20 protein-coding genes and 1 tRNA gene are annotated in these 21,955 nt (G+C 63.1%); 8 read left to right on the top strand and 13 right to left on the bottom strand.

The genetic code is table 11. The annotated features are described in order from the left end of the window. The first annotated feature begins 16 nt into the window (after positions 1–16). Entirely contained in the window at positions 17–1,342 is a 1,326-nt protein-coding gene (locus Q0P59_RS00375) for an alpha/beta fold hydrolase (protein ID WP_295002304.1), read from the top strand. 54 nt (positions 1,343–1,396) lie between these two features. On the opposite strand, the gene Q0P59_RS00370 is transcribed toward Q0P59_RS00375, so the two are convergent. From Q0P59_RS00370 to Q0P59_RS00350, 5 genes are all read right to left on the bottom strand, one after another. Continuing rightward, complete coding sequence (locus Q0P59_RS00370; protein ID WP_295002302.1) at positions 1,397–2,254, bottom strand: alpha/beta hydrolase; 858 nt, start codon at positions 2,252–2,254, stop codon at positions 1,397–1,399. A gap of 32 nt (positions 2,255–2,286) precedes the next feature. Further along, positions 2,287–2,724, bottom strand: a complete 438-nt coding sequence (locus Q0P59_RS00365; RefSeq protein WP_295002300.1) for a hypothetical protein — start codon at positions 2,722–2,724, stop codon at positions 2,287–2,289. A 22-nt stretch (positions 2,725–2,746) separates the two neighbouring features. Continuing rightward, positions 2,747–3,532 carry an enoyl-ACP reductase FabI gene (gene fabI / locus Q0P59_RS00360; RefSeq protein WP_295002298.1) on the bottom strand — a complete coding sequence of 262 codons (786 nt, stop codon included), beginning with the start codon at positions 3,530–3,532 and terminating at the stop codon, positions 2,747–2,749. A gap of 454 nt (positions 3,533–3,986) precedes the next feature. Next, a complete protein-coding gene (locus tag Q0P59_RS00355) occupies positions 3,987–5,201 on the bottom strand; it encodes an integrase arm-type DNA-binding domain-containing protein (protein WP_295002297.1) in 1,215 nt (404 codons plus the stop codon). A 194-nt stretch (positions 5,202–5,395) separates the two neighbouring features. Next, a tRNA-Val gene (locus tag Q0P59_RS00350) sits at positions 5,396–5,471 on the bottom strand. A 215-nt stretch (positions 5,472–5,686) separates the two neighbouring features. On the opposite strand from Q0P59_RS00350, the gene Q0P59_RS00345 reads away from it, so the two are divergent. The 5 genes from Q0P59_RS00345 to Q0P59_RS00325 all read left to right on the top strand — a co-directional run bounded on the left by Q0P59_RS00345 (position 5,687) and on the right by Q0P59_RS00325 (position 13,315). After that, positions 5,687–7,012: a citrate transporter gene (locus Q0P59_RS00345; protein WP_295002295.1), complete on the top strand. Its 1,326-nt coding sequence runs from the start codon at positions 5,687–5,689 to the stop codon at positions 7,010–7,012. Positions 7,013–7,191: 179 nt separating this feature from the next. Beyond that, on the top strand, positions 7,192–9,051 hold the full coding sequence (locus Q0P59_RS00340) for a potassium transporter Kup (protein WP_295002293.1): 1,860 nt from the start codon (positions 7,192–7,194) through the stop codon (positions 9,049–9,051). A gap of 132 nt (positions 9,052–9,183) precedes the next feature. Continuing rightward, the gene (locus Q0P59_RS00335; RefSeq protein ID WP_295002291.1) at positions 9,184–10,566 is read left to right on the top strand and encodes an HD-GYP domain-containing protein; all 1,383 of its coding nucleotides are present in this window, start codon (positions 9,184–9,186) and stop codon (positions 10,564–10,566) included. A 45-nt stretch (positions 10,567–10,611) separates the two neighbouring features. Continuing rightward, positions 10,612–11,934 carry a 30S ribosomal protein S12 methylthiotransferase RimO gene (gene rimO / locus Q0P59_RS00330; protein ID WP_295002289.1) on the top strand — a complete coding sequence of 441 codons (1,323 nt, stop codon included), beginning with the start codon at positions 10,612–10,614 and terminating at the stop codon, positions 11,932–11,934. Then, positions 11,897–13,315 (top strand): FAD-binding oxidoreductase, encoded by a 1,419-nt coding sequence (locus Q0P59_RS00325; RefSeq protein WP_295002287.1) that lies wholly within the window; start codon positions 11,897–11,899, stop codon positions 13,313–13,315. Before rimO ends, Q0P59_RS00325 begins: the two co-directional genes overlap by 38 nt. 15 nt (positions 13,316–13,330) lie before the next feature. Here the strand turns inward: Q0P59_RS00325 and Q0P59_RS00320 are convergent, their stop codons facing one another. The 6 genes from Q0P59_RS00320 to Q0P59_RS00295 all read right to left on the bottom strand — a co-directional run bounded on the left by Q0P59_RS00320 (position 13,331) and on the right by Q0P59_RS00295 (position 19,585). After that, on the bottom strand, positions 13,331–14,701 hold the full coding sequence (locus tag Q0P59_RS00320) for a HAMP domain-containing sensor histidine kinase (RefSeq protein ID WP_295002285.1): 1,371 nt from the start codon (positions 14,699–14,701) through the stop codon (positions 13,331–13,333). Further along, the gene (locus Q0P59_RS00315; RefSeq protein ID WP_295002283.1) at positions 14,698–15,579 is read right to left on the bottom strand and encodes an Hsp33 family molecular chaperone HslO; all 882 of its coding nucleotides are present in this window, start codon (positions 15,577–15,579) and stop codon (positions 14,698–14,700) included. Before Q0P59_RS00315 ends, Q0P59_RS00320 begins: the two co-directional genes overlap by 4 nt. Continuing rightward, positions 15,576–15,926: an ArsC family reductase gene (locus Q0P59_RS00310; protein WP_295002281.1), complete on the bottom strand. Its 351-nt coding sequence runs from the start codon at positions 15,924–15,926 to the stop codon at positions 15,576–15,578. Before Q0P59_RS00310 ends, Q0P59_RS00315 begins: the two co-directional genes overlap by 4 nt. Positions 15,927–16,267: 341 nt before the next feature. Then, complete coding sequence (locus Q0P59_RS00305; RefSeq protein WP_295002279.1) at positions 16,268–16,681, bottom strand: hypothetical protein; 414 nt, start codon at positions 16,679–16,681, stop codon at positions 16,268–16,270. A gap of 9 nt (positions 16,682–16,690) precedes the next feature. Next, the gene (locus Q0P59_RS00300) at positions 16,691–17,029 is read right to left on the bottom strand and encodes a hypothetical protein (protein ID WP_295002277.1); all 339 of its coding nucleotides are present in this window, start codon (positions 17,027–17,029) and stop codon (positions 16,691–16,693) included. Between the two features lie 216 nt (positions 17,030–17,245). After that, positions 17,246–19,585 (bottom strand): Tex family protein, encoded by a 2,340-nt coding sequence (locus tag Q0P59_RS00295; RefSeq protein ID WP_295002275.1) that lies wholly within the window; start codon positions 19,583–19,585, stop codon positions 17,246–17,248. A gap of 124 nt (positions 19,586–19,709) precedes the next feature. Between Q0P59_RS00295 and fliW the strand changes: the two genes are divergently transcribed. Continuing rightward, positions 19,710–20,153, top strand: a complete 444-nt coding sequence (fliW, locus tag Q0P59_RS00290; protein WP_295002273.1) for a flagellar assembly protein FliW — start codon at positions 19,710–19,712, stop codon at positions 20,151–20,153. Positions 20,154–20,218: 65 nt separating this feature from the next. Here the strand turns inward: fliW and Q0P59_RS00285 are convergent, their stop codons facing one another. Next, positions 20,219–20,887 (bottom strand): hypothetical protein, encoded by a 669-nt coding sequence (locus Q0P59_RS00285; RefSeq protein WP_295002271.1) that lies wholly within the window; start codon positions 20,885–20,887, stop codon positions 20,219–20,221. Between the two features lie 5 nt (positions 20,888–20,892). Beyond that, positions 20,893–21,414: a gamma carbonic anhydrase family protein gene (locus tag Q0P59_RS00280; RefSeq protein ID WP_295002269.1), complete on the bottom strand. Its 522-nt coding sequence runs from the start codon at positions 21,412–21,414 to the stop codon at positions 20,893–20,895. Between the two features lie 103 nt (positions 21,415–21,517). On the opposite strand from Q0P59_RS00280, the gene Q0P59_RS00275 reads away from it, so the two are divergent. Further along, positions 21,518–21,952 carry a hypothetical protein gene (locus Q0P59_RS00275; protein WP_295002267.1) on the top strand — a complete coding sequence of 145 codons (435 nt, stop codon included), beginning with the start codon at positions 21,518–21,520 and terminating at the stop codon, positions 21,950–21,952. Positions 21,953–21,955 lie beyond the last annotated feature (3 nt).

Here is a 21,955-nt window from a genome sequence, read left to right as displayed (position 1 = left end):
CAAGAGGACATCAGCCGTGAGAACGCATGCCGTCGCAATCGCCGTTGCCACCACGCTGGGCTTCGGCGGGCTGGCCTGGGCTGCCGGGGAGAGGGTGTCTCTGACGCCTGCTTCGTCGGTGCAGGCCCAGGACAAGCTCAAGCACTATTACGAGATTCCAAATTTCCGCATCGGCGGCAGATACAACCTGGATGCTGACCCCGCAAGTTGGCGGGATGGTGGCGAGGGGGGCAAGACCCTTGAATCGCTGGGCGCCAGCCCGCTCAAGGTCGCCTACATTGCCGTGGGTACGCCCAGGCGTAACGAACGGGGCGAAATCGTCAATGCCGTGGTGGTCAATACCTTCTACTCCGGTGATTCGACCTTCATGTACAACACATGGTTCGAGGGGCAGCCGGCTAATGCCTTTTCGGGAGGTGCCGTCGTTGGGCCAGGAAGGGTCATCGACACCAACAAATACTATGTGGTTTTCCTCGATGCGCTGGGTTTGTGGGGGGCTTCCAAGCCTTCGGAGGGGCTGGGGCGAAAATTCCCGCAGTACAGCTATTTCGACATGGTCCAGGCCAATTACCGACTGCTCCGCGAGCATTTGAAGGTGGCGCAGGTCGAGTTGGCGACCGGGGTATCGATGGGAGGCACCCAGACCTGGGTCTGGGGCGTGATGTACTCACCGAGCGGCTTCGTCAAGGCGATCATGCCCATCGGCGGCACCACGACTTCCGACGGCGATGATCCGGTCGGGCAGTGGACTTTCCGTCTCGCACAGGCGGCGATCGAGAGCGATCCGGTGTGGCGGCAAACCAACGGCAACTACTACCATTTGCCAGTCGATCAGCATCCCAAGCGTGGTCTTCAGTTCATGTGGTCCACCTTGCAGTTGACCGGACTGACCTTTCCGATACGCTCGGCCTCGCCCTGGGCCAACGTGCAGAAGGAGGTGTTCTATTGGGAGCCGCAAGGCGAGCAGACTGCAACTTTCATTGCGCGCACCCGGAACGAGGACCCGGTCGACTACTGGTATCGCAATGAAGGCGGCTTCGGCTACAACATCAACAATGACTTGAAGCGAATCAAGGCGCGCACGCTGGTTGTGCATGTCGACACCGATCAGTGGTTGATGGTGGACAACGCTCGAAAGGCTGCCGGGCAGGTCAATGGCGCATTCTTTGCCTCCTTCCCAGATCCGACGGCCCACTATGGCGTGTTCAAGGCGCCGAACGTATTGCGGCAGACCGTGCAGGCTTTTGTCGAAGATGTTTTTACGACGACGTTGCCAGGAACTGGCAGCAGTGGCGGTGGTGTGTCGACAGCAGCTGCCAAGCCTTCCGGCTTGGCCAAGTAATTGATTGGTGTGACTTGGGAGGGCCGCCCGCGGGCGGTCTTCCCTCTTTTTTACTCAGCTACGGAAGTAATCGCCGAAGATTCGTGCGAACAACAGCGGTTGTTCGATATTCATCGAGTGGCCGACATACGGAAATACCTCGAGCCGGGCATTGGGCAGTCGACTGACCATGATGTCGAGATGCTCGCGGGGAATCCAGTAATCCATCTTGCCGAACAGGATCAGGTGTTCCTGGGGCATTTCCGGCATGAGCTTGGCGAGGTCGCCGGACTCCCATTCCTGGCCGAGATTGTGCGGCGTTCCGAACCAGATGCCATCCGACAGCTGGCGGGTGCATTCGATAATGTGCTTGAAAAGCGCTTTTTGTGCCGAGCTGGTAGCATCGGCAAACTGTGGGGTTAGGCCGGCTACCATGGTTTCAGGCCGGAACAGTGTGGGGACCGCACTGGCCAGGCCGGCGAAGCAGACGTCGGGGTCGGTCTTCATCGCTGTCAGTACATTGATTTGCCCTGGATTCAGTTGCAGACCGAGCGGGCTGACCGGGTCGAGCATGAGCACCTTGTCGATGCGCTCGGGGGCCATGGTTAGCATGTGCGAGATGATGATGCCGCCGGTCGAATGACCGTATAGGTGACAACGCTTTATCTTCAGGGCATCGAGCAATGCAAGATGGTCGCGGGCGTGGCAGGCCATCGTGTAATTTGAATAATCCGGCGCCGGTTCCGGTTTGTCCGAATCTCCACAGCCACGCCATTCTGCTGCGATGACGCGAATATTGTCAGGTAGCAGTGGCAGGGCAAGATTCAGCCAGTCCGCGCAACCCAGATTGCCGTGGATGGCGAGGACAATGGTCTCGCCTTGCCCATGTTCGACATAGTTGAGGGCGATGTCGCCGGTCTGAATACGAGGCATGGAATCTCCGCGATGCTTGATCCGGACAGACTTCAGCTTGCGAAGTGGCCAGGTGCAGCGGGCAGGCTGTTCAGGCAATCCACAAGGCCGGCCGGGGCCGGAACACTTTCTCCGTTATCGCTACGCAGCCAGACCAGTTCGCTGCAAACAATGATCACCGGTTGGCCATCTTCACGCCGAAAATCCCAACGCAAGACGCAGGATGTCCGATCATCAGCCATGTGTTCGAGCGATAGGTTCAGCAATAGCGTTTCGAGGATTTGCGCCTGGCCACCATAGTTGATGGTGTCCTGAATGACCTCTGTTGTACAGGCAACGCCTTCATGGCTGACATTCGCCCAGCCTATTTCAGCAAAAAATTCATGGCGCGCCAGATGCGCCTTATCGATAAATTGTCCCTTGCGGATTTGCATGCCATAACCCGCATCGTTCAACGTAAGGCTGATTTTGCGTTCAAACGTTTTCTGCATGACATTCCTCGGCAAGTGGGCATTACCCCATGATATTGACACCGCCATCAACATACAGCGTATCGCCGGTCAGTCGCCTGGCATAAGGTGTGGCGAGGTAGGCCACGGCAAAACCGACATCCATGATGTCGACCAATTCGCCGACCGGTGCGCGCTTGATCGATTGGTTGAGCAACAAGTCGAAATCCTTCAGACCCGAAGCTGCACGGGTTTTGAGTGGGCCGGGAGAAATGGCATGAACCCGAATTTTCTTCGGGCCAAGTTCATAAGCCAGGTAGCGGCAGGATGCTTCGAGAGCGGCTTTGACCGGTCCCATGACGTTGTAGTTGGGGATAACCTTGGTGGCGCCGAGATAGCTCATCGCAAAGATACTTCCGCCGTCCTTCATCAGCGGTGCGGCCAGTTTGGCCATGCGAATGAACGAGTGAACCGAGACATCCATGGCAAGCGCAAATCCGTCGGCCGAGCAATCAAGCAACCCGCCCTTGATGTCTTCCTTTTTGGCCGAAGCAATGGAGTGGACGACGATATCCAGTTGCCCCCATTTCTTTTCTATCTGCTTGAACAGTGCCTCCATCTCATCCGGCTTGGAGACATCCAGCGGGGCGAAAATACTGGCCTCGACCTGCTTGGCGAGCGGCTCGACATGAGGCTTGGCTTTCTCGTTCAGGTAGGTGATAGCCAAGTCGCATCCCGCTTCATGAAAAGCGCGCGCGCAGCCATAAGCAATCGAATTCTCGTTTGCGACTCCAACAATCAATGCCTTCTTGCCTTTGAGGACGCTGCTTTGCTTGGGGTACTTGGCCATCGAAAACTCCTTGGTTCAACGAGCGGATAAGGTCGCTATCAGTTAGTGGTGAAGCGCCAAGGGCAGGATGTAAATTCGCACATGAGCCCTCACGGCTCAGAATAACTGTTGCGATATTTGCATGGGCTTTTGGAGTGCTTTTTTTCGCCCAAAATGAGCGGCAAGATGCCCGACTTCGCTTGCGAGAGGGTTTCTTGAGAGAGCAGTGGCAGGGAGGTGTATCCCACTTGTAGCACTAGGCTGTTGTTTTCTTTCCAGTGATCAGTGGTTTCAGCAGTCCATGTGCCGTACTGCTCCTAACCTGAAAGAATTTTTCCTCACTTCGTCACCCTGTCACCGACCGCCTGCACAATTTGCGACTGATGCAGGCGCATACCCAAGTTGGGTAAGGTCTGTTCCGATATCGTCCAATTTGGTTTTGAAAGGCGCAGCTGGGGTTATGCAAGTAGCTTGGCTAGGCTGCGTTGCCTGCAAATTTGACAATCTGCGCGCCTGCTTTTAGCTTATCCAGATAGTCTGCCCATTCCTTCATCATTTTCTTCCGTTCAGGAAGGTACTCGGCTCGGTTGTAGGCGGCTCGTACTTGGTTTTGCTCCGAGTGAGCAAGTTGCCGTTCGATAACGTCATGCCGGTAGCCTTGTTCGTTCAGGATGGTTGACGCAACTGAACGAAAACCGTGGCCAGTCATCTGTCCTTTGAATCCCATTCGGGCGAGGGCATAGGTCACGGTATTTTCGGAGATGGGGCGATCCCTATTGGCCATTGAAGGGAAGAGCAGGCGACCGGTACCTGTGAGGCAATGTAGTTCTTTGAGATGCTCAATGACTTGCTTGCTGAGTGGCACGATGTGAGCCTCACGCATCTTCATGACTTCCTTCGGAATGCGCCAAAGGGCAGCGTCGAAGTCGAACTGCGACCACTCGGCAAAGCGGATTTCCTTCGTGCGCTGGAAGGTGTAGGCAAGCATCAGCATCGCAATCTTGGTGGTCACTTCGCCGCGATATTCGTCGATGGAGCGAAGCAATTCAGCAAAATCCTTTGGATCGGTGAGGGCAGGGTAGTGCTTGGCCTTTACCGTCGACAATGCACCGTGAAGACTAGGTGTCGGATCGACCTCAGCAAGGCCGGTGCTGATGGCGTAGCGGAACACGGCACCGCAGTGCTGCTGGATGCGGTGTGCCATGTCAACCGTGCCGCGTTTCTCAATGGCCCGTAGCATGGCCAGTAGTTCGGGGGCATTGATGCTCTTGATAGGCTTGCTCCCGATTACTGGAAAAGCGTGGCGCTCCAGGCAAGCCTTGGTTTTACCCGCATAGGTCTCGCTCCATTCTTTGCCCCGCACCTTCATCCAGTCTCGCGCGATGGCCTCGAAGGTATTGGCCTGTGCGTCACGGCGCTCAGCCTTGTCCTGCTTGCGCTGGGCCGATGGGTCAATGTCCTGGGCCAATAGCTTGCGCGCTTCGTCGCGCTTTTCTCTGGCTTGGGCGAGGCTGGTTTCTGGATAAGTGCCGAGCGCGAGGGTCTTGCGCTTGCTGTCGAAACGATAGTCCATGCGCCAGAGCTTTGCGCCGCTCGACTGGATCAAGAGATACATCCCTTTTTCATCGGCCAGCTTGCGGGCTTTCTCGCTTGGTTTTGCCGTTCTGACTGATAGATCGGTGAGCGCCATGGTGTGCCTCGTTTCGAGAATTTGGCGGTATTTGAGGGCGTATACCGTCAGTCCTCTGAGATACCGTCATTCATACCGTCAAAAGTGTCGGTATTTGGTAAAACAACTTTAGACCGTATTGGACAAGTGGGCAATAAAAAACCCCGCACTGGCGGGGTTTTTTGAACTACCGTGGATCACGTTAGATAAGTATTTGGTGCGTCCTGACGGGGTCGAACCGCCGACATTCGCCTTGTAAGGGCGACGCTCTACCAACTGAGCTAAGGACGCGAAAGGGGGCGCATTGTAACCGATATCTGCCGGATGTCGAGCTTTTGTCGCATGAAACGCGAGAAAGCACCGGTTTTTTTCGGGGCGCTTTCGAACACTACGGGAAAGTCCGAACTTGATGCACGGGGCCGAACCCCCGACAATGCGCTACTTTTCCGGGCCGCTGTCGTTCCTTTGATGGCGTCGAATCCAGAATCCCTTTTTTGCGAACAGCCATGCACCGTCTATTGCCTGCATTCCTTCTGCTGCCCGCCAGCGCCTTCGCGGCCGGTTCCCTGCCCACGGTCGGCGGCATCCCCATCGACTTCATCCTCTTTGCCCTGACGCTCCTCGGCGTCGCGCTGTTCCACCATGCCACCTTGTATGTCGCGCTCACCGGCCTGGTCACCATCAGCCTGTACAAGATCCTGTTCACCGGCTTCAAGACCGGGCTGGGCGTCGCCGGCTGGTTCGGCCACCTCGGCCACGAATGGGTCACCATCGCCAACCTGTTCTGCCTGCTCACCGGCTTCGCGCTGCTTGCCCGCCATTTCGAAAAAAGCCACGTCCCGGTCATCCTGCCCAAGTTCCTGCCCGACGACTGGAAAGGCGGCTTCGTATTGCTGGTCATGGTCTTCGTCATCTCCAGCTTCCTCGACAACATCGCCGCCGCCCTGATCGGCGGCGCCATGGCCCACCAGCTGTTCAAGGGCAAAGTCCACATCGGCTTCCTCGCCGCCATCGTCGCCGCCTCCAACGCCGGCGGCTCCGGCTCGGTCGTCGGCGACACCACCACCACCATGATGTGGATCGACGGCATCAGCCCCCTCATCGTCGTCGACGCCTACGTCGCCGCCGGCGTCGCGCTGCTCATCATCGGCTACTTCGGCGCCAGGCAGCAGCACGCCTACTGCCCGATCATCAAGCACGCGCACGGCCATACCAAGGTCGACTGGGGCCGCATCTTCATCGTCGCCACCATGCTCGTCTTCGCCGTCGCCACCAACATCACCATCAACCTCAAGTTCCCCGAACTGGCCGAACACTTCCCCTTCATCGGCGTCGCCGTCTGGCTCGCCATCATCCTCACCATCCCGGTGCGTCGTCACGACTGGGAACTGCTGCCGGAAACCATCAAGGGCTCCATCTTCCTGCTCTCGCTGGTGCTCTGCGCCTCGATGATGCCGGTCGAGGAACTGCCGCCGGCCTCCTGGCAATCCGCCTTCGTCCTCGGCTTCGTCTCCGCCGTCTTCGACAACATCCCGCTCACCGCGCTGGCCCTGCGCCAGGGCGGCTTCGACTGGGGCTTTCTGGCCTACGCCGTCGGCTTCGGCGGTTCGATGCTGTGGTTCGGCTCCTCGGCCGGCGTCGCGCTGTCCAACATGTTCCCGGAAGCCAAGTCGGCGGCGCAGTGGCTGCGCCATGGCTGGCACGTGGTGGTCGCCTACGTGGTCGGCTTCATGGTCATGCTGGCCGTGCTCGGCTGGCATCCGGATACCGGGCACAAGAAGGTCGGCGAGGCGGTGACGGTGGAAACGCCGGTGGCGGCACCGGCGCAGTAGCCGGAAGTCGGCCGGGAATCGGCCGGCAGTTTCGAAGGGCGGCTGCGGCCGCCCTTGTCGTTCGTGGCGTGTCGTCATGCTCGAGTCAGCTTGCGGTGCTAGATTCTTTCGATTGCCTTTGGCTTGACCGAAGGCGGTATTCGAAGAAATCCGGTGTAAACCCACCGACAGGGGGAATCATGCAGTCACGTCAGGCCTTGTCCACGCTGACACTGGGCGCCATCGGCGTCGTCTTCGGCGATATCGGCACCAGTCCGCTCTACGCATTGAAGGAAATCTTCAATGGCCACCATCCTATTCCGGTGACGCCGGACAACATCCTCGGCATCCTGTCGATGGTGTTCTGGTCGATCATGCTGCTGGTTTCGCTCAAATACGTGCTGGTCATCATGCGCGCCGACAACCGCGGCGAGGGCGGTTCGCTGGCCCTGCTGGCGCTGGTCACCGAGCGCGCCAAGAACCCGCGCCTGGCCTGGGTGGTCACGCTGCTCGGCATTTTCGCGGCGGCGCTGTTCTACGGCGACAGCATGATCACGCCGGCGATTTCGGTGCTCTCCGCCGTCGAAGGCATGGAACTGGTGACGCCGACGCTGAAGCCGTATGTGATCCCGATCACCCTGATCATCCTGACCGGCCTGTTTTTCATCCAGAAGCGCGGCACCGGCTCGGTCGGCATGTTCTTCGGACCGGTCATGACCGGCTGGTTCGCCATCCTGGGTCTGCTCGGCGTGCTCCAGATCGCGCATAACCCCAGCGTGCTGGCCGCCTTGAATCCGCTGCATGCCCTCGGCTTCATCGGTGCCCATCCCGGCCTCGCCTTCCTGGCCCTGGGTTCGGTGGTGCTCGCCGTCACCGGCGGCGAGGCGCTCTATACCGACATGGGGCATTTCGGGCGCTTCCCCATCCGCCTGGCCTGGTTCGCCTTCGTCATGCCGGCGCTGGTCCTCAACTATTTCGGCCAGGGCGCTTTGCTGCTGGCCGAACCGGAGGCGATCGAAAATCCCTTCTTCCATCTGGCGCCGGACTGGGCATTGATCCCGATGTTGGGGCTGGCCACGCTGGCGACGGTGATCGCCTCGCAGGCCGTTATTTCGGGCGCCTTTTCGGTGGCGCGCCAGTCGGTGCAGATGGGCCTGCTGCCGCGCATGCAGATCATCCATACCTCCGGCCACGAGGAGGGGCAGATCTACGTGCCCTTCACCAACTGGAGCCTGTATTTCGCGGTCGTCGCGCTGGTCATCGGCTTCAAGTCCTCGTCCAACCTGGCCGCGGCCTACGGGATCGCGGTGACCGGGACGATGCTGATCGATACCATCCTGGTCGCCTTCGTCATGGCGCTGATGTGGAAATGGCACTGGACGGCGGTGATCGCGGTAGCTGGCTTCTTCCTGACGGTCGATATCGCCTTCTTCGCCGCCAACGCCATCAAGATTCCCGAGGGCGGCTGGTTCCCCATCGCCATGGGCCTGATTTCCTTCTCCGTGCTGACCACCTGGCGCCGCGGCCGCCGCCTGGTGTCGCAGGAAATGGCCAAGCAGAGCATTCCGATGGAGGACTTCATCACCGCCATCGACGACGTGCATCGCATCAACGGCACGGCGGTGTTCATGACCAGCTCGAAGGAGGGCGTGCCGCCGGCGCTGCTGCACAACCTCAAGCACAACCAGGTCCTGCATGACCGCGTGGTGCTGGTGACGGTGCAGACGGCCGACACGCCGCACGTCAACGACATGGATCGCATCTACCTGCACCGCATGGGCAAGGGCTTCATGCGCCTCATCGTGCGTTACGGATTCATGGAAAGCCCGGATATTCCCGCGGTCCTGGAGATGTGCAAGCACCAGGGCGAACGTTTCGACATGATGGAAACGACCTTCTACCTGTCGCGCGAAACCATCGTTCCCTCCATGACCCGGCGGATGACGCTGCTCCGCGCCCGCCTGTTCGCGACGATGTCGAAGAACGCCACCAGCGCCAGCGATTTCTTCCAGATTCCGACCAACCGCGTGGTCGAGCTGGGAACTCAGCTGGTGATTTGACCTGCCCGTGGGCGAGGAGGGCGGCCGGTCTGCTGGCCGCCTTTTTTGTTTCCGCCGGTCATTTCGGAATCAAGGCGCGGCAAATTTGGCGTATGGTTTGAGCCTTGGGTTTTCGGCTCACCGGGCTTGTCCATGAATATCGCCTCGACGTTCGCTTCACTCCCCGCGCAGGTTTCCGACCTCAAGCTGTCCGAGCTGATTTCGGCGCTCAGTCACGCCCTCGACATCACCGAAGGCCAGCCGGAAGGGCATTGCGTCCGCTGCTGCTGGATCGGCATGCACATCGGGCGCCGCCTGGGGCTGGGCGAGGGCGATCTGTGGGACCTCTACTACACCTTGCTGCTCAAGGATCTCGGCTGCAGCAGCAACGCGGCGCGCATCTGCGAGCTGTACCTGACCGACGACCTGAGTTTCAAGCGCGATTTCAAGACGGTGGGCGACAGCCTGCCGCAAGTGCTCAGCTTCGTGTTGGGGCATACCGGCTTGAAGGCGCCGCTGGCCGAGCGTTTCCGCAGCGTCATGAACATCGTGCGCGACGGCAGCGAAATCGCCCAGGAACTGATTGCCACGCGCTGCCAGCGCGGCGCCGAAATCGCCCGCCTGCTGCGCTTTCCGGAGCGCGTGTCGGCCGGCATCTACAGCCTGGACGAGCATTTCAACGGGCAGGGCAAGCCCGAGCGCCTGGCCGGCGAGGCGATCCCGCTTTACTCGCGCATCGCCCTGCTGGCCCAGGTGATCGACGTGTTTCACACCGAGGGCGGCAGGCAGGCCGCGCTGGACGAGATTCGCCTGCGTGCCGGGCGCTGGTTCGATCCGGCGCTGGTCGAGACCTTCGAGATGGTTGCCGACGACGCCTTCTGGGAAACCCTGGCCCACCCCGACGTGATGGCCGCGGTCCTCGCGCTGGAGCCGGCCTCCCACATCGTCGCGCTCGACGACGACTACCTCGACGACATCGCGACCGCCTTCGGCCAGGTGGTCGACTCGAAAAGCCCCTACACCAGCGGCCACAGCCTGCGGGTCGCGCTGTATGCCGACCTTATCGCCGAGACGCTCGGCCTGTCGCCGGCGCGGCGCCGCTGGCTGAAACGCGGCGCCTTGCTGCACGATGTCGGCAAGCTGGGGGTGAGCAACAGCATCCTCGACAAGCCGGGCAAGCTCGATGCCGACGAATGGGCGGCCGTCCAGGCGCATGCCGCCTACACCGAGGCCATCCTGTCGCGGATCGACGCCTTTGCCGAGCTGGCGCGCGTCTCCGCCGCGCACCATGAGCGGCTGGACGGCAAGGGCTACCCGCGCGGCCTGACGGCCGACGAAATTTGCCTGGAAACCCGGATCATCACGACGGCCGACATCTTCGATGCGATTACCGCCGAACGCCCCTATCGCGGGGCGGTTCCGATCCCCAAGACCCTGGAGATCATGGCCGAAAACGTGGGCACGGCCATCGACCCGCAGTGTTTCGAGGCGCTCAAGCAAGCCATCGAACGCCTGCCCGGCGACTTCTCCCGGTAAAATACGCGCTTTGCTCGCCGGCGACGCCGGACAAGGTTTTATCGCATGACTACTGAACTCAAAGTGCCGACCGTCGGCATCGTATCGCTCGGCTGCCCGAAGGCCGGTTCCGACACCGAACGCATCCTCACCAAGTTGCGCGCCGAAGGCTACAACCTGTCGCCCAACTACGACGACGCCGACCTGGTCATCGTCAACACCTGCGGCTTCATCGACGCCGCGGTGGAAGAGTCGCTCGACGCCATCGGCGAGGCGCTCAACGAAAACGGCAAGGTCATCGTCACCGGCTGCCTGGGCGCCAAGGGCGACATCGTGCAGAGCACGCACCCGTCCGTGCTCGCCGTCACCGGCCCGCATGCCGCCGACGAGGTGATGGGCTACGTGCACCAGCACCTGCCCAAGCCGCACGATCCCTATACCGACCTCGTGCCGCCGCAGGGCGTGCGCCTGACGCCGGACCACTACGCCTACCTGAAGATTTCCGAAGGCTGCAACCACAGCTGCACCTTCTGCATCATCCCGTCGCTGCGCGGCTCGCTGGTCTCGCGCCCGGTCGGCGACGTGCTGGCCGAAGCCGAGAACCTCGCCCGCGCCGGCGTCAAGGAACTGCTGGTCATCTCGCAGGACACCTCGGCCTACGGCGTCGACGTCAAATACCGCACCGCCTTCTGGGGCGGCAAGCCGGTCAAGACCCGCCTCAAGGAATTGTGCGAGGCGATGGCGCAGTTCGGCATCTGGGTCCGCCTGCACTACGTCTATCCCTACCCCTCGGTCGACGACGTCATTCCGCTGATGGCCGAGGGCAAGATCCTGCCTTACCTCGACGTGCCCTTCCAGCACGCCAGCCCGAAGATCCTCAAGGCCATGAAGCGCCCGGCCTCGGCCGAGAACACGCTGGAGCGCATCCGCAAGTGGCGCGAGATCTGCCCGGAAATCGTCATCCGCTCGACCTTCATCACCGGCTTCCCCGGCGAAACCGAGGAGGATTTCGACCAGCTCATCCAGTTCCTCGAGGATGCCCGCCTCGACCGCGTCGGCGCCTTCGCCTACTCGCCGGTCGAAGGCGCGGTCGCCAACGACCTCGGCCTGCTGCTGCCGGAAGACGTGCGCGAGGATCGCCGGCGCTGGCTGATGCAGGTGCAGGAAGACATTTCCGCCGAGAAGCTGGCCGCCAAGATCGACACCGTCATCGACGTGCTGGTCGACGAGGTGGACGAGGAGGGCACGATCGCCCGTTCCAAGGCCGATGCGCCGGAAATCGACGGCCTGGTCTATCTCGACGGGCATTTCGACGCCCAGCCGGGCGATTTCCTGAAGGTCAGGGTCATCGATGCCGACCACCACGACCTCTACGCCCAGCTCGCCTGACCTGATCGCCACCCTGGCCGGCATCGTCGGCACCGCCCAGGTGCTGACCGGGCCGGCCGATGTCGCGCCCTTCGTCACCGACTGGCGCGGCCGTTACTGCGGCGCGGCGCAATGCGTGGTCCGCCCGGGCAGCGCCGCCGAAGTGGCGGCCGTGGTTCGCGCCTGCGCCGCGGCCGGCGCGGCCATCGTGCCGCAGGGCGGCAATACCAGCCTGTGCGGCGCGGCGACGCCGGATGCGGCAGGCCAGGCGGTCGTCCTCAGCCTGGGGCGGCTGAACCGCGTGCGGGCGGTGGACACCGGCAACAACACCATCACCGTCGAAGCCGGGTGTACCCTGGCCGCCGTGCAGGAAGCGGCACGCGCCGCCGACCGCCTGTTTCCGCTGGCGCTCGCTTCCGAGGGAACGTGCCAGATCGGCGGCAACCTGTCGACCAACGCCGGCGGCGTCCAGGTGCTGCGCTACGGCAATACCCGCGAACTGACGCTCGGCCTGGAGGTCGTGCTGCCCGACGGTGAAGTCTGGGACGGCCTGCGCGGACTGCGCAAGGACAATACCGGCTACGACCTGAAACACCTGTTCATCGGCGCCGAGGGAACGCTCGGTGTTATCACGGCCGCCGTGCTCAAGCTCTTTCCGCTGCCGAAGCGGCAAATCACCTGCTGGCTCCACGTCGCCTCGCCGGCGGCGGCGGTCGATCTGCTCAACGCCGCCAAGTCGGCTTTCGATGCCCAGCTCACGGCTTTCGAGCTGGTCTCGGAAACCGCCCTGCAACTGGTTCTGAAGAACATCCCGGGGGCCGTGCGCCCGGGCGTCGCCAGCCCGTGGTATGTGCTGGCCGAGTTTTCGGATGCCGAAGCGGCTGCCGTCGAGCGTTGGCTGGCGGCGCGCCTGGAATCCGGCGCGGTGAGCGACGGCGTGGTGGCCGCCTCGGAAGCCCAGGCCGGAAAGCTCTGGGCCTTGCGCGAGCATATTTCCGAAGCCCAGAAGATCGAGGGCATCAGCATCAAGCACGACGTGGCGGTGCCGGTGTCGCGCATCGCCGATTTCCTGGCCGCGGCCGACGCGGCGCTGGCCAAGGCCTACCCGGGGATACGCGTCGTCGCCTTCGGGCATGTCGGGGACGGCAACCTGCACTACAACCTGTCCAAACCCGACGCCCAGGACAACGCGGCCTTTCTCGCCGGCCAGCCGCAGGTCAATCGCATCGTGCATGACCTGGTCCATGCCTGCAACGGCTCGATTTCCGCCGAGCACGGCCTGGGGCAGCTCAAGCGCGACGAGATCCTGCGCTACAAGAGCGCGGTGGAAATGGCGATGATGCGCTCGGTCAAGCAGGCGCTGGACCCGCGCGGCCTGATGAATCCGGGCAAGGTGCTCTGAGCGCCCGGTGGCGCTTCAGGCCGAGGCGCTGTCGGCGGGCGTTTCCGGCGCCGGCAGCTGCAGCGGGACGACAAGGCTGAAGGTGCTGCCTTGGCCGGGGGTGCTGGCGATGCGCAGTTCGCCACCCATCAGTTTGGTCAGGCGGCGAACGATCGCCAGGCCAACGCCCAGGCCACCGTGGCGCCGGATGCTCGAGCCGTCGGCCTGGATCAGCAAGCCCTCGATGGCCTCGAGCGAATCCGGCGACATGCCGTGACCGGTGTCGCTGACGGCAAATTCTATCCAGACCGCGTCGGCGCCGCCTTGAGCGAGATGGGCGGAAACGCTGACGGCACCCGTTTCGGTGAATTTGATCGCGTTGTCGATCAGGTGCTCGAGTGCGCCGAGGAGGCAGTCGCTGTCGCCAACGAGGCTCCTCGGGATGTCCGGCGCGGACGCGTGGCGGATGGCGATTCCCTTGGCGGCCGCATCCTTGTGGCGGCGATGGGTGGCCCGGGTGAGCAGGTCGGCGCACAGGAAGGGGGCGGGGCTCAGATGGACCTGTTCGGCTTCGAGTTCGGACAGCTTGATCAGATTGTTGATCTGCGTCATCAGGAGGTCGGACGACAGGCGAAGGTGGTTGAGCAGTTCCTTCTGTTCCGGCTGGGCATCGAGTATCAGCAGGTCGGTGATGCCGATGATGCCGTTCATCGGGGTGCGGAGTTCGTGGCTGATGTTCGACAGGAACTCGGTCTTCGCGCGAAGCGATCGTTCGGCGACCTCCCGGGCCTGGGCCAGGTGGGCGGCCAGTTTTGCCTGCTCGCGCTCGAGCCGGATCGCATCGTGCAGGGCTTCGTTGAAAAACCGGGCGCTGCGGGTGACGGTGACAAGGAAAAGCAGGCTCATCAGGGAGAAGGCGATCCCCATGCCGTCGAAACTGAAGCCGCACAGCGCAACCGCCAGGACGATCGGCCAGGCGTAGCAGCGAAAGGTGGTGAGGTCCGCCGCGACGACCTGGACCGCGCCCGCCACCATGCCGGCCATGACGAAGGCGGTGAACAGCTTGAGGACCGGGTCGCCTGCCGTCATGAAGAGGACGGCGCCGCTGGCCCAGACCAGGCCGCCGAGGCAGGCGCCGACAATGGCGCGCTTGCGCCAGCCTGCGGCCTGCGCGTTGCGTTCGGCGACCTCCAGCCGTCGGTAGCCGTGATCGGCGAACAGGCGCAGCAGGGCGACGGCCAGGGCGGTGCCGCCCCAGGCGATCAGGTATTCCTTGGCCAGGTGCGCCGAGCCGACCCAGAGCAGCAGGCCGGTGTTGAGAATGGAAACGATCTGTCCCAGGCGCAGGTTGCGATACAGCAGCGCAACCTGCGGGCCGAGGACGTCGGGATCGTTTCCGGAGGTCAATTCAGTGCCCGTCCTTCGCTGGCCGCAAACAGCGCCGCCACGTCATCCGGCGTAAAGCGATAGCTGCGGTTGCAGATGTCGTCCCGGATCAGGATTTCGCCATGCTCGGCGAGGATGGCCTCGGCGTCCGCACGACCGATGCCGCGGATCATGTCGCGCACCTTTTCCCAGTCCTCCGGGCAGTGATAGGCAACCGGCAGCGGGTCGTAGAGACGGATGCCGTGCGCCTCGATGTCTTCGTGGAAAAGGCGGCTAAGCAGGCTTTCGGCGTCGAGTTCGAGCAATTCGGCGGTCTTCACCGTGGCGGCGAGCTGCGTGACGCGATGCCAGCCGTCAGGGTCGCGGGCATCGGCATCCGGCATTTTCTGCAGGAACAGGCAGACGGCGGCGCGTGGGCTGGCCGTGGCGAACAGGCGGGAGGGCTGCTGCTCGGATTGCTCCAGGTAGTGTTCGAAGATGCCGGCGATGCTGTCGCCGACCATGGGCACGTAGCTCTGGTAGGGCTGGCGCGCGGTCGGCAGGTCGAGGCTCATCAGCAACTGGCCGCCCTGGTGCGCGCCGAGCAGCTCGGGCACCGGCGCCGGCAGCACCACCGGGTTGCTGCGCGCCATGCCGCGCATCTGCAGCTTTTCGTTGCAGTCCATGACCAGCAGCTGGATCGGGCCGCCGCCGCGCAATTGCAGGGTCAGGCGTCCGGGCTGCTTCAACTGGGCGGCGATCAGCGCGGTGACGGCCGCCGTTTCGCCGAGCAGCTGGGCGACGGTGGGCTGGTAGTCGCGGTCGTGCTGCATGGCTGTCCAGGCGTCGCCGAGGTGCACGATGGCACCGCGGATATCCAGTCCTTCGAACAGGAAACGGCGGACGAAACTGTCGCTCATTTGAGTTGCTCCGCGTAGTTCTCCGGGGAAAAACCGACCAGCAACTGCTGGCCGGTATCGAGGACAGGACGCTTGATCAGCGAGGGATACTGTGTCATCAGATGCAGGGCCTTGGCCTCGTCGACGTTGGCGCGTTCGTCGTCGCTCAGTTTCTTCCACATCAAGCCGCGGGTGTTGAGCAGTTTTTCCCAGCCGGCACGGGCGTTCCAGTCCGCTAGCCCGGCCTCGGCGACACCGGCCTTCTTGTAATCGACGAATTCATAGGCAATACCGTTTTCGGAAAGCCAGTTCATGGCTTTTTTCATCGTGTCGCAATTTTTGATGCCATAGACGCGAATGGCGGGCATGGTCGTTCTCCGTTGATGCTGTGGGTGCCAAAACGTCGGAATTATCTCAGTTTTTGCGCCGATGCCTCAGCCAGGCCGACGCAGATGGGCGCCCGGCGGTGAATTATAGGAATGCGTATTTCGGCGACCGAGGCAGGTGCCGGCCGAACATTGGCGGCAATAGAAGGCCCCTGGGGTTGTACGCCAAACCAGGGGCCTTGCCAGAAGCTAATTCCAACTACCGTCCACGCGCCCACTTCGCAAAGTGTTTCAGCCAAGCACATGGATTATTACGATTCAGCTTGCTGGTAATCATTAGGCTATGGGAGGCGGGAGGAGTTCCGGCAATTTGCTCACCCGTCTCAGGCAAACCAGCGCAGGAAGGCGGCTGCCGAAAGGGCTGTCGCGGCCAGGCCGACGAGTCCGCTCCAGGCCTGACGGCGGCGCGCCGCCGACCATGTGCCGGAGCGTTTGAGAAGGAGCGTGCCCAATATCAACCCGCCCGTCGCACAACTCAATTTGATCGCCAGGGCAGCGACGGCCACCCCATGAAGATCGGGGAACTTCCCGTAGTAGGCCAGGCTGACCAGCCCGAATCCCGCACCGCTGGCCGCCTGCAATGCCCAGCCGGCGAGGATCAGCCAAACCAGTGTGGGCGCTGGTGCCACGTCGCGGCGCTGGGTCAGCCAGCCAGCAACGGCCCCACCGATCACCGCCGCGGCGCCGAAATTATGCGCAACTTGAATCAGCGCATAGGCCAGGTTCTGCAGATCCACGGCAATCGATCACTGAACCTTCACCTTGACGCATTTTTCGATGCCGATCGGCGTGTGGTTCTTGTTGACCACCTTGATGCACAGTTCATGAGCGCCCGGCGCCAGGGAGGCCAATGTGTAACTCCCCTTCAATTGACGCAGTACAGCGATCTCCTTGCCGTCGACATAAAGGTGGGTATGGTCGCCTTGCGGACCCGGGGCGACGTCGTAGGTGATCCTGTTCTCGGCCATCGCATCGAGCGTGGCGCCATTGGCCGGCGAAACGATCGTAACCGCGCCGGCATCGGCCTGCGCGCCAAGGGGCAAGGCGAGCAGCGCCAGAACCAGGTAGAAGGGAGTCTTGTTCATGGGGTTCTCCTCGCGAGTTGGCGCAGCGAAAAAGCGACAGAAGATCGTGCCAGCGGTAAGCAGTCGACATGCCCGGTCGGCATTTGTTCAACCGGGCGCGACCGGTGCGCATCGCTCGTTCGCGCGTCGCGGAGTGCTCCCGGGTTCCGGCGAAAAAAAAGCGGCTTTGCAGCCGCTTTTTCGATTTTTACCGATGCTTTCGGTCGCTCATCGCATTCACTTGCGCAGCTTGGCGAAGGCAGCTGCCATTGCATTGCCGGAGGGAGCCGGGCTGCTGCTGCGTCCTCCAGGGGAACTCCCCGTGGGGCGCTGGCGAGGGGGCGGATTGCCGCGATTGGCCGGGGCGCCGTCGGGGCGCTTGCCTTGGGTCGGCTCGTCGCCCATGCGCATGGTCAGCGCGATGCGCTGGCGCGGCAGGTCGACTTCCAGCACCTTCACTTTCACCACCTGGCCGGCCTTGACCACGTCGTGCGGGTCCTTGACGAAGGTGGTGGACAGCGCCGAGACATGCACCAGGCCGTCCTGGTGTACGCCGATGTCGACGAAGGCGCCGAAGGCGGCGACGTTGGTGACGACGCCTTCGAGGATCATGCCTGGGCGCAGGTCGCCGACCTTTTCGACGCCGTCGGTGAAGGTCGCCGTCTTGAACTCGGGGCGCGGGTCGCGGCCGGGTTTCTCCAGTTCCTTCAGGATGTCCTGCACGGTCGGCAGGCCGAAGCGCTCGTCGGTGAACTTGCTGGCGCTGAGGCTCTTGAGCAGGCGGCCGTCGCCCATGATTTCCTTGATCGGCTTCTTCAGGTCGACAATGATCTTCTCGACCAGCGGATAGGCTTCCGGGTGCACCGACGAGGCGTCGAGCGGGTTGTCGCCGTTCGGCACGCGCAGGAAGCCGGCGGCCTGTTCGAAGGTCTTGTCGCCGAGGCGCGGCACCTTCTTGAGGTCGTCGCGGCTCTTGAAGGCGCCGTTGGCGTCGCGGTAGCCGACGATGTTGGCGGCCAGCCCGGCGTTGAGGCCGGAAATGCGGGTGAGCAGCGGCACCGAGGCGGTATTCACGTCGACGCCGACGGCGTTCACGCAGTCCTCGACGACGGCGTCGAGGTTGCGCGCCAGCTTGGTCTGCGACACGTCGTGCTGGTACTGGCCGACGCCGATGGATTTCGGGTCGATCTTGACCAGTTCGGCCAGCGGGTCCTGCAGGCGGCGGGCGATGGACACGGCGCCGCGGATCGAGACGTCGAGGTCGGGGAATTCCTTGGCAGCCAGTTCGGAGGCCGAATAGACCGAGGCGCCGGCTTCCGAGACGACGATCTTGGTCAGCCGCGCTTCCGGGTACTTCTTCATGACGTCCTGAACCAGCTTGTCGGTCTCGCGGCTGGCCGTGCCGTTGCCGATGGCGACCAGCGACACGCCGTGCGCCGAGGCCAGGCGGGCGATGGTCGAGATCGAGCCGCCCCAGTCGTTGCGCGGCTCGTGCGGGTAGATGGTGGCGGTGTCGAGCAGCTTGCCGGTGGCGTCGACGACGGCGATCTTGCAGCCGGTACGGATGCCCGGGTCGACGCCCATGGTCACGTGCTGGCCGGCCGGGGCGGCGAGCAGCAGGTCCTTGAGGTTCTTGCCGAAGATGCGGATGGCCTCTTCCTCGGCGCGCTCGCGCAGCTCGTTCATCAGCTCCAGTTCGAGGTGGGTATAGACCTTGACCTTCCAGGTCCAGCGCACGGTGTCCTGCAGCCACTTGTCGGCCGGGCGGTTCTGGTGCTTGATGCCGAAGCGGGCGGCGATGCGCAGCTCGCAGGGATTGGGGCCGGGCTTGACGGCTTCTTCGTCGAGTTCCGAGTCGAGCACCAGGGTGACGCCGAGCACACCTTCGTTGCGGCCGCGGAGCAGGGCCAGGGCGCGGTGCGAGGGCATCGCTTCGATCGGCTCGGCGAAGTCGAACCAGTCGCGGAACTTGGCGCCTTCCGCTTCCTTGCCTTCGACAACCTGGGAGCGGACCTGGCCGTGCTCGTTGAGGTATTCGCGCAGCTGGGCCAGCAGGTCGGCGTCTTCGGCGAACTTCTCCATCAGGATCTGGCGGGCGCCGTCGAGCACCGCCTTGGTGTCGGCGAAACCGGCGTCGGCGTTGATGAATTTTTCGGCTTCGTCGTCCGGCGTCAGCTCGGGGTCTGCCAGCAGGCCGAGGGCGAGCGGCTCGATGCCGGCTTCGCGGGCGATCTGCGCCTTGGTGCGGCGTTTCTGCTTGTACGGCAGGTAGAGGTCTTCCAGGCGCTGCTTGGTTTCGGCATCGTCGATCTCGGCCTTCAGTTCGGGCGTCAGCTTGCCCTGTTCCTCGATGCTGGCGAGCACGGCGGCGCGGCGGTCTTCGAGGTCGCGCAGGTAGGTCAGCCGTTCGGCGAGGTTGCGCAACTGGGTGTCGTCCAGCTCGCCGGTGACTTCCTTGCGGTAGCGGGCGATGAAGGGCACGGTCGCGCCTTCGTCGAGGAGGGCGATGGCGGCGATGACCTGGGCCGGGCGAACGCTGAGTTCAAGGGCGATGCGGTGTTCGATGGGTGCGAGCATGGGTGCGGCAGTGCAGCAAAAAAGGGGGGTGAACTATGCGCAATCCGGCCGGAAAATACAACCACGCGCAGTTGGTGTAGGATGGTCGGGATCGATATTCCAATTAAATCGAGGAGGAGGGGGTATGAAAGTAGAAACTTATTTGTTCGGTGCGGTCGAGGTGAGTCCGGAAAAGGTCATCGCGTTCCCGAACGGCCTGGTCGGGTTCGAGCAGAACAAGCGTTTCATGCTGGTGCACGAGGAAGGCAATGCCCAGCCGAGCAGCTACACGCTGCAGTCGCTGGACGACCCGGCGCTGGCCCTGCAGATCGTCGATCCGGTGACGCTCGGCTTCAACTACGAGCTGGCGCTGTCCGATGCCGAGACGGCCATCCTGCAATCGCCGGCCGCCGAAGACGTTGCCGTGATGCAGGTCCTGTTCAAGCAGGAAGAGGGCGGCAAGGCGGCGATCATCCCGAGCCTGCGCGCGCCGCTGGTGATCAACACCAAGGCCCGCGTCGGCCTGCAGAAGGTCATGGAGCAGATGAGCCAGAACATCACCTTGTCGAACCTGGCAAGCACCGTCTGACCCGCGCGCTTCCCTTTGCGCCGGAAGGCCACCGTCGATACGCCGGTGGCCTTTTTACTGCCCGCTTACTTGCTGCCGCGCAGCCGTTTGGCGATTTCGCCGGCGCAGGCGTTGGCCACCCGCTCGTATTCTTCGTCGCTGTCGATCACGGCCTGCGCCGCCTCGACTTTCCGGAGCTCACGCTGCACGTAGGGTAGCCAGCGTTCGTTCAGCTCGTCCTGCAGGCGCGCCGTGACCTCGCCGGCCGCACCCCGCCACGGCGCGCCGGTGGCAAAGCGGGCATTGAGCGTATCGGCGACGGTTTTCTCGATGTCGGCCTGATGCTTGAGGTAGGCCTGCACATGGCGCATCTCGTGTTCGTGGATTTCCTTATGGGCACAGCTGCCCGGCGGAAACTCGCGGGCCACGTAGACGGTCAGCGGACTGAAGCCGTAGCTCAGGACGATCTGCGGGCTGGCGCATTCCCAGCGCTTGCCGCCGTCGACGATGGATGGCGTGTTCGAGGCGAAGCGCGCGGTCGCGTTTCCGCGGGTCAGGCCGAGCACCTGCTGGCCGGGGCGGGCCCGGGCCGCGCCGAGGTTGGTCAGCGACCGGTAGCTGTAGGTCGTGTTGAGCGCCAGCGGCGTTTCCAGCCGCTTGACGGTCACCGAGGGCTTCGGGAGTTCCTCGCACGGGTCGGCCGCCCGGGCCGGCAGGGCCAGGGCCAGCAGCGCGAGGGCGACCGGGAGGCGCATGCGCCTTAGATTTCCTGAAGCTTGTCGCGGTAGCGGGCGGCGTTGTCGACGTAGTGCTCCGCCGACTTTTTCAGGTTGGCGACGTCCGCATCGCTCAGTTCGCGCACCACCTTGCCGGGGGAGCCGACGATCAGCGAGCGGTCGGGGAATACCTTGCCTTCGGGGATCAGCGTATTGGCGCCGACGATGCAGCCCTTGCCGATCACGGCGCGGTTGAGGACGACCGAGCCGATGCCGATCAGGCTGCCGTCGCCCACCGTGCAGCCGTGCAGCATGACCAGGTGGCCGACGGTGACGTCGTTGCCGATGTGCATGGGCACGCCTTCGTCGGTGTGGAGCACCGATCCGTCCTGGATATTGGTGTTGTCGCCGATGTGGATGGGGTCGTTGTCGCCGCGCAGGGTGGCGTTCCACCAGATCGAGGCGTTCTTGCCCAGGCGGACGTCGCCGATCACCGTGGCATTGGGGGCGACCCAGGCGTTGTCGCCGAGTTGCGGCGTCTTGTCGCCGAGTTTGAACAGGGGCATGGTTTCTCCTTTGGCTATCGGTCGCGGTCGGCATCGGGCGACCGCGGCAAACCCGCACATGTTACGCTGAGTCCTGCCGGCGGGGCATTTTCAAGGAGTCGATATGAATTTTCGTGCCATCAAGTCGTGGCAGTGGATCGTCATCGCGCTGGCCTTGCTGGTCGCCCTCGATTGGGCCATCCAGCGGCCCGACCCGCGGACCCGGGAAGTGAACCGGGTACTGGAGCGCGATGCCAGCCAGAAATTGAAGGATTATCCCTACCGGTTCCGGGTGCTGCGGGTGGAAGGCGAAACGGCCGTGATGTCCACGCCGCGCAATTTCGATGTGCCGGCCTTCCGCATGCTCGGCGTGCTCTACCCGGATATCAACGTCAAGGACGCCAACAACCCGGCCTTCATCGCCGTCGAGCGCCTGCTCGGGCAGGTGCAGGACGAAGCCAGGGGTATCGTCCTGGCCCAACCGGGCATCAGGGAGGTGCGCTGGGAGCTCGACAGCGCATGGCTGCAGCGCCAGGGCATCGAGGTGCCCGGGCGCTGAGCG

This window comes from uncultured Dechloromonas sp. (assembly GCF_945957265.1).
In the GTDB taxonomy this organism is placed as follows: Bacteria; Pseudomonadota; Gammaproteobacteria; order Burkholderiales; family Rhodocyclaceae; genus Azonexus.
Note: the sequence above shows the minus strand (reverse complement) of the source record. Positions and strands in the feature narration are given on the sequence as shown.

Excerpts from the sequence above, each read along its gene's own strand:
- Q0P59_RS00370 (WP_295002302.1), bottom strand. The coding sequence starts at position 2,254 with ATGCCTCGTATTCAGACCGGCGACATCGCCCTCAACTATGTCGAACAT.
- Q0P59_RS00365 (WP_295002300.1), bottom strand. The coding sequence starts at position 2,724 with ATGCAGAAAACGTTTGAACGCAAAATCAGCCTTACGTTGAACGATGCG.
- fabI (WP_295002298.1), bottom strand. The coding sequence starts at position 3,532 with ATGGCCAAGTACCCCAAGCAAAGCAGCGTCCTCAAAGGCAAGAAGGCA.
- Q0P59_RS00355 (WP_295002297.1), bottom strand. The coding sequence starts at position 5,201 with ATGGCGCTCACCGATCTATCAGTCAGAACGGCAAAACCAAGCGAGAAA.
- Q0P59_RS00345 (WP_295002295.1), top strand. The coding sequence starts at position 5,687 with ATGCACCGTCTATTGCCTGCATTCCTTCTGCTGCCCGCCAGCGCCTTC.
- Q0P59_RS00340 (WP_295002293.1), top strand. The coding sequence starts at position 7,192 with ATGCAGTCACGTCAGGCCTTGTCCACGCTGACACTGGGCGCCATCGGC.
- Q0P59_RS00335 (WP_295002291.1), top strand. The coding sequence starts at position 9,184 with ATGAATATCGCCTCGACGTTCGCTTCACTCCCCGCGCAGGTTTCCGAC.
- rimO (WP_295002289.1), top strand. The coding sequence starts at position 10,612 with ATGACTACTGAACTCAAAGTGCCGACCGTCGGCATCGTATCGCTCGGC.
- Q0P59_RS00325 (WP_295002287.1), top strand. The coding sequence starts at position 11,897 with ATGCCGACCACCACGACCTCTACGCCCAGCTCGCCTGACCTGATCGCC.
- Q0P59_RS00315 (WP_295002283.1), bottom strand. The coding sequence starts at position 15,579 with ATGAGCGACAGTTTCGTCCGCCGTTTCCTGTTCGAAGGACTGGATATC.
- Q0P59_RS00310 (WP_295002281.1), bottom strand. The coding sequence starts at position 15,926 with ATGCCCGCCATTCGCGTCTATGGCATCAAAAATTGCGACACGATGAAA.
- Q0P59_RS00300 (WP_295002277.1), bottom strand. The coding sequence starts at position 17,029 with ATGAACAAGACTCCCTTCTACCTGGTTCTGGCGCTGCTCGCCTTGCCC.
- Q0P59_RS00295 (WP_295002275.1), bottom strand. The coding sequence starts at position 19,585 with ATGCTCGCACCCATCGAACACCGCATCGCCCTTGAACTCAGCGTTCGC.
- fliW (WP_295002273.1), top strand. The coding sequence starts at position 19,710 with ATGAAAGTAGAAACTTATTTGTTCGGTGCGGTCGAGGTGAGTCCGGAA.
- Q0P59_RS00285 (WP_295002271.1), bottom strand. The coding sequence starts at position 20,887 with ATGCGCCTCCCGGTCGCCCTCGCGCTGCTGGCCCTGGCCCTGCCGGCC.
- Q0P59_RS00280 (WP_295002269.1), bottom strand. The coding sequence starts at position 21,414 with ATGCCCCTGTTCAAACTCGGCGACAAGACGCCGCAACTCGGCGACAAC.
- Q0P59_RS00275 (WP_295002267.1), top strand. The coding sequence starts at position 21,518 with ATGAATTTTCGTGCCATCAAGTCGTGGCAGTGGATCGTCATCGCGCTG.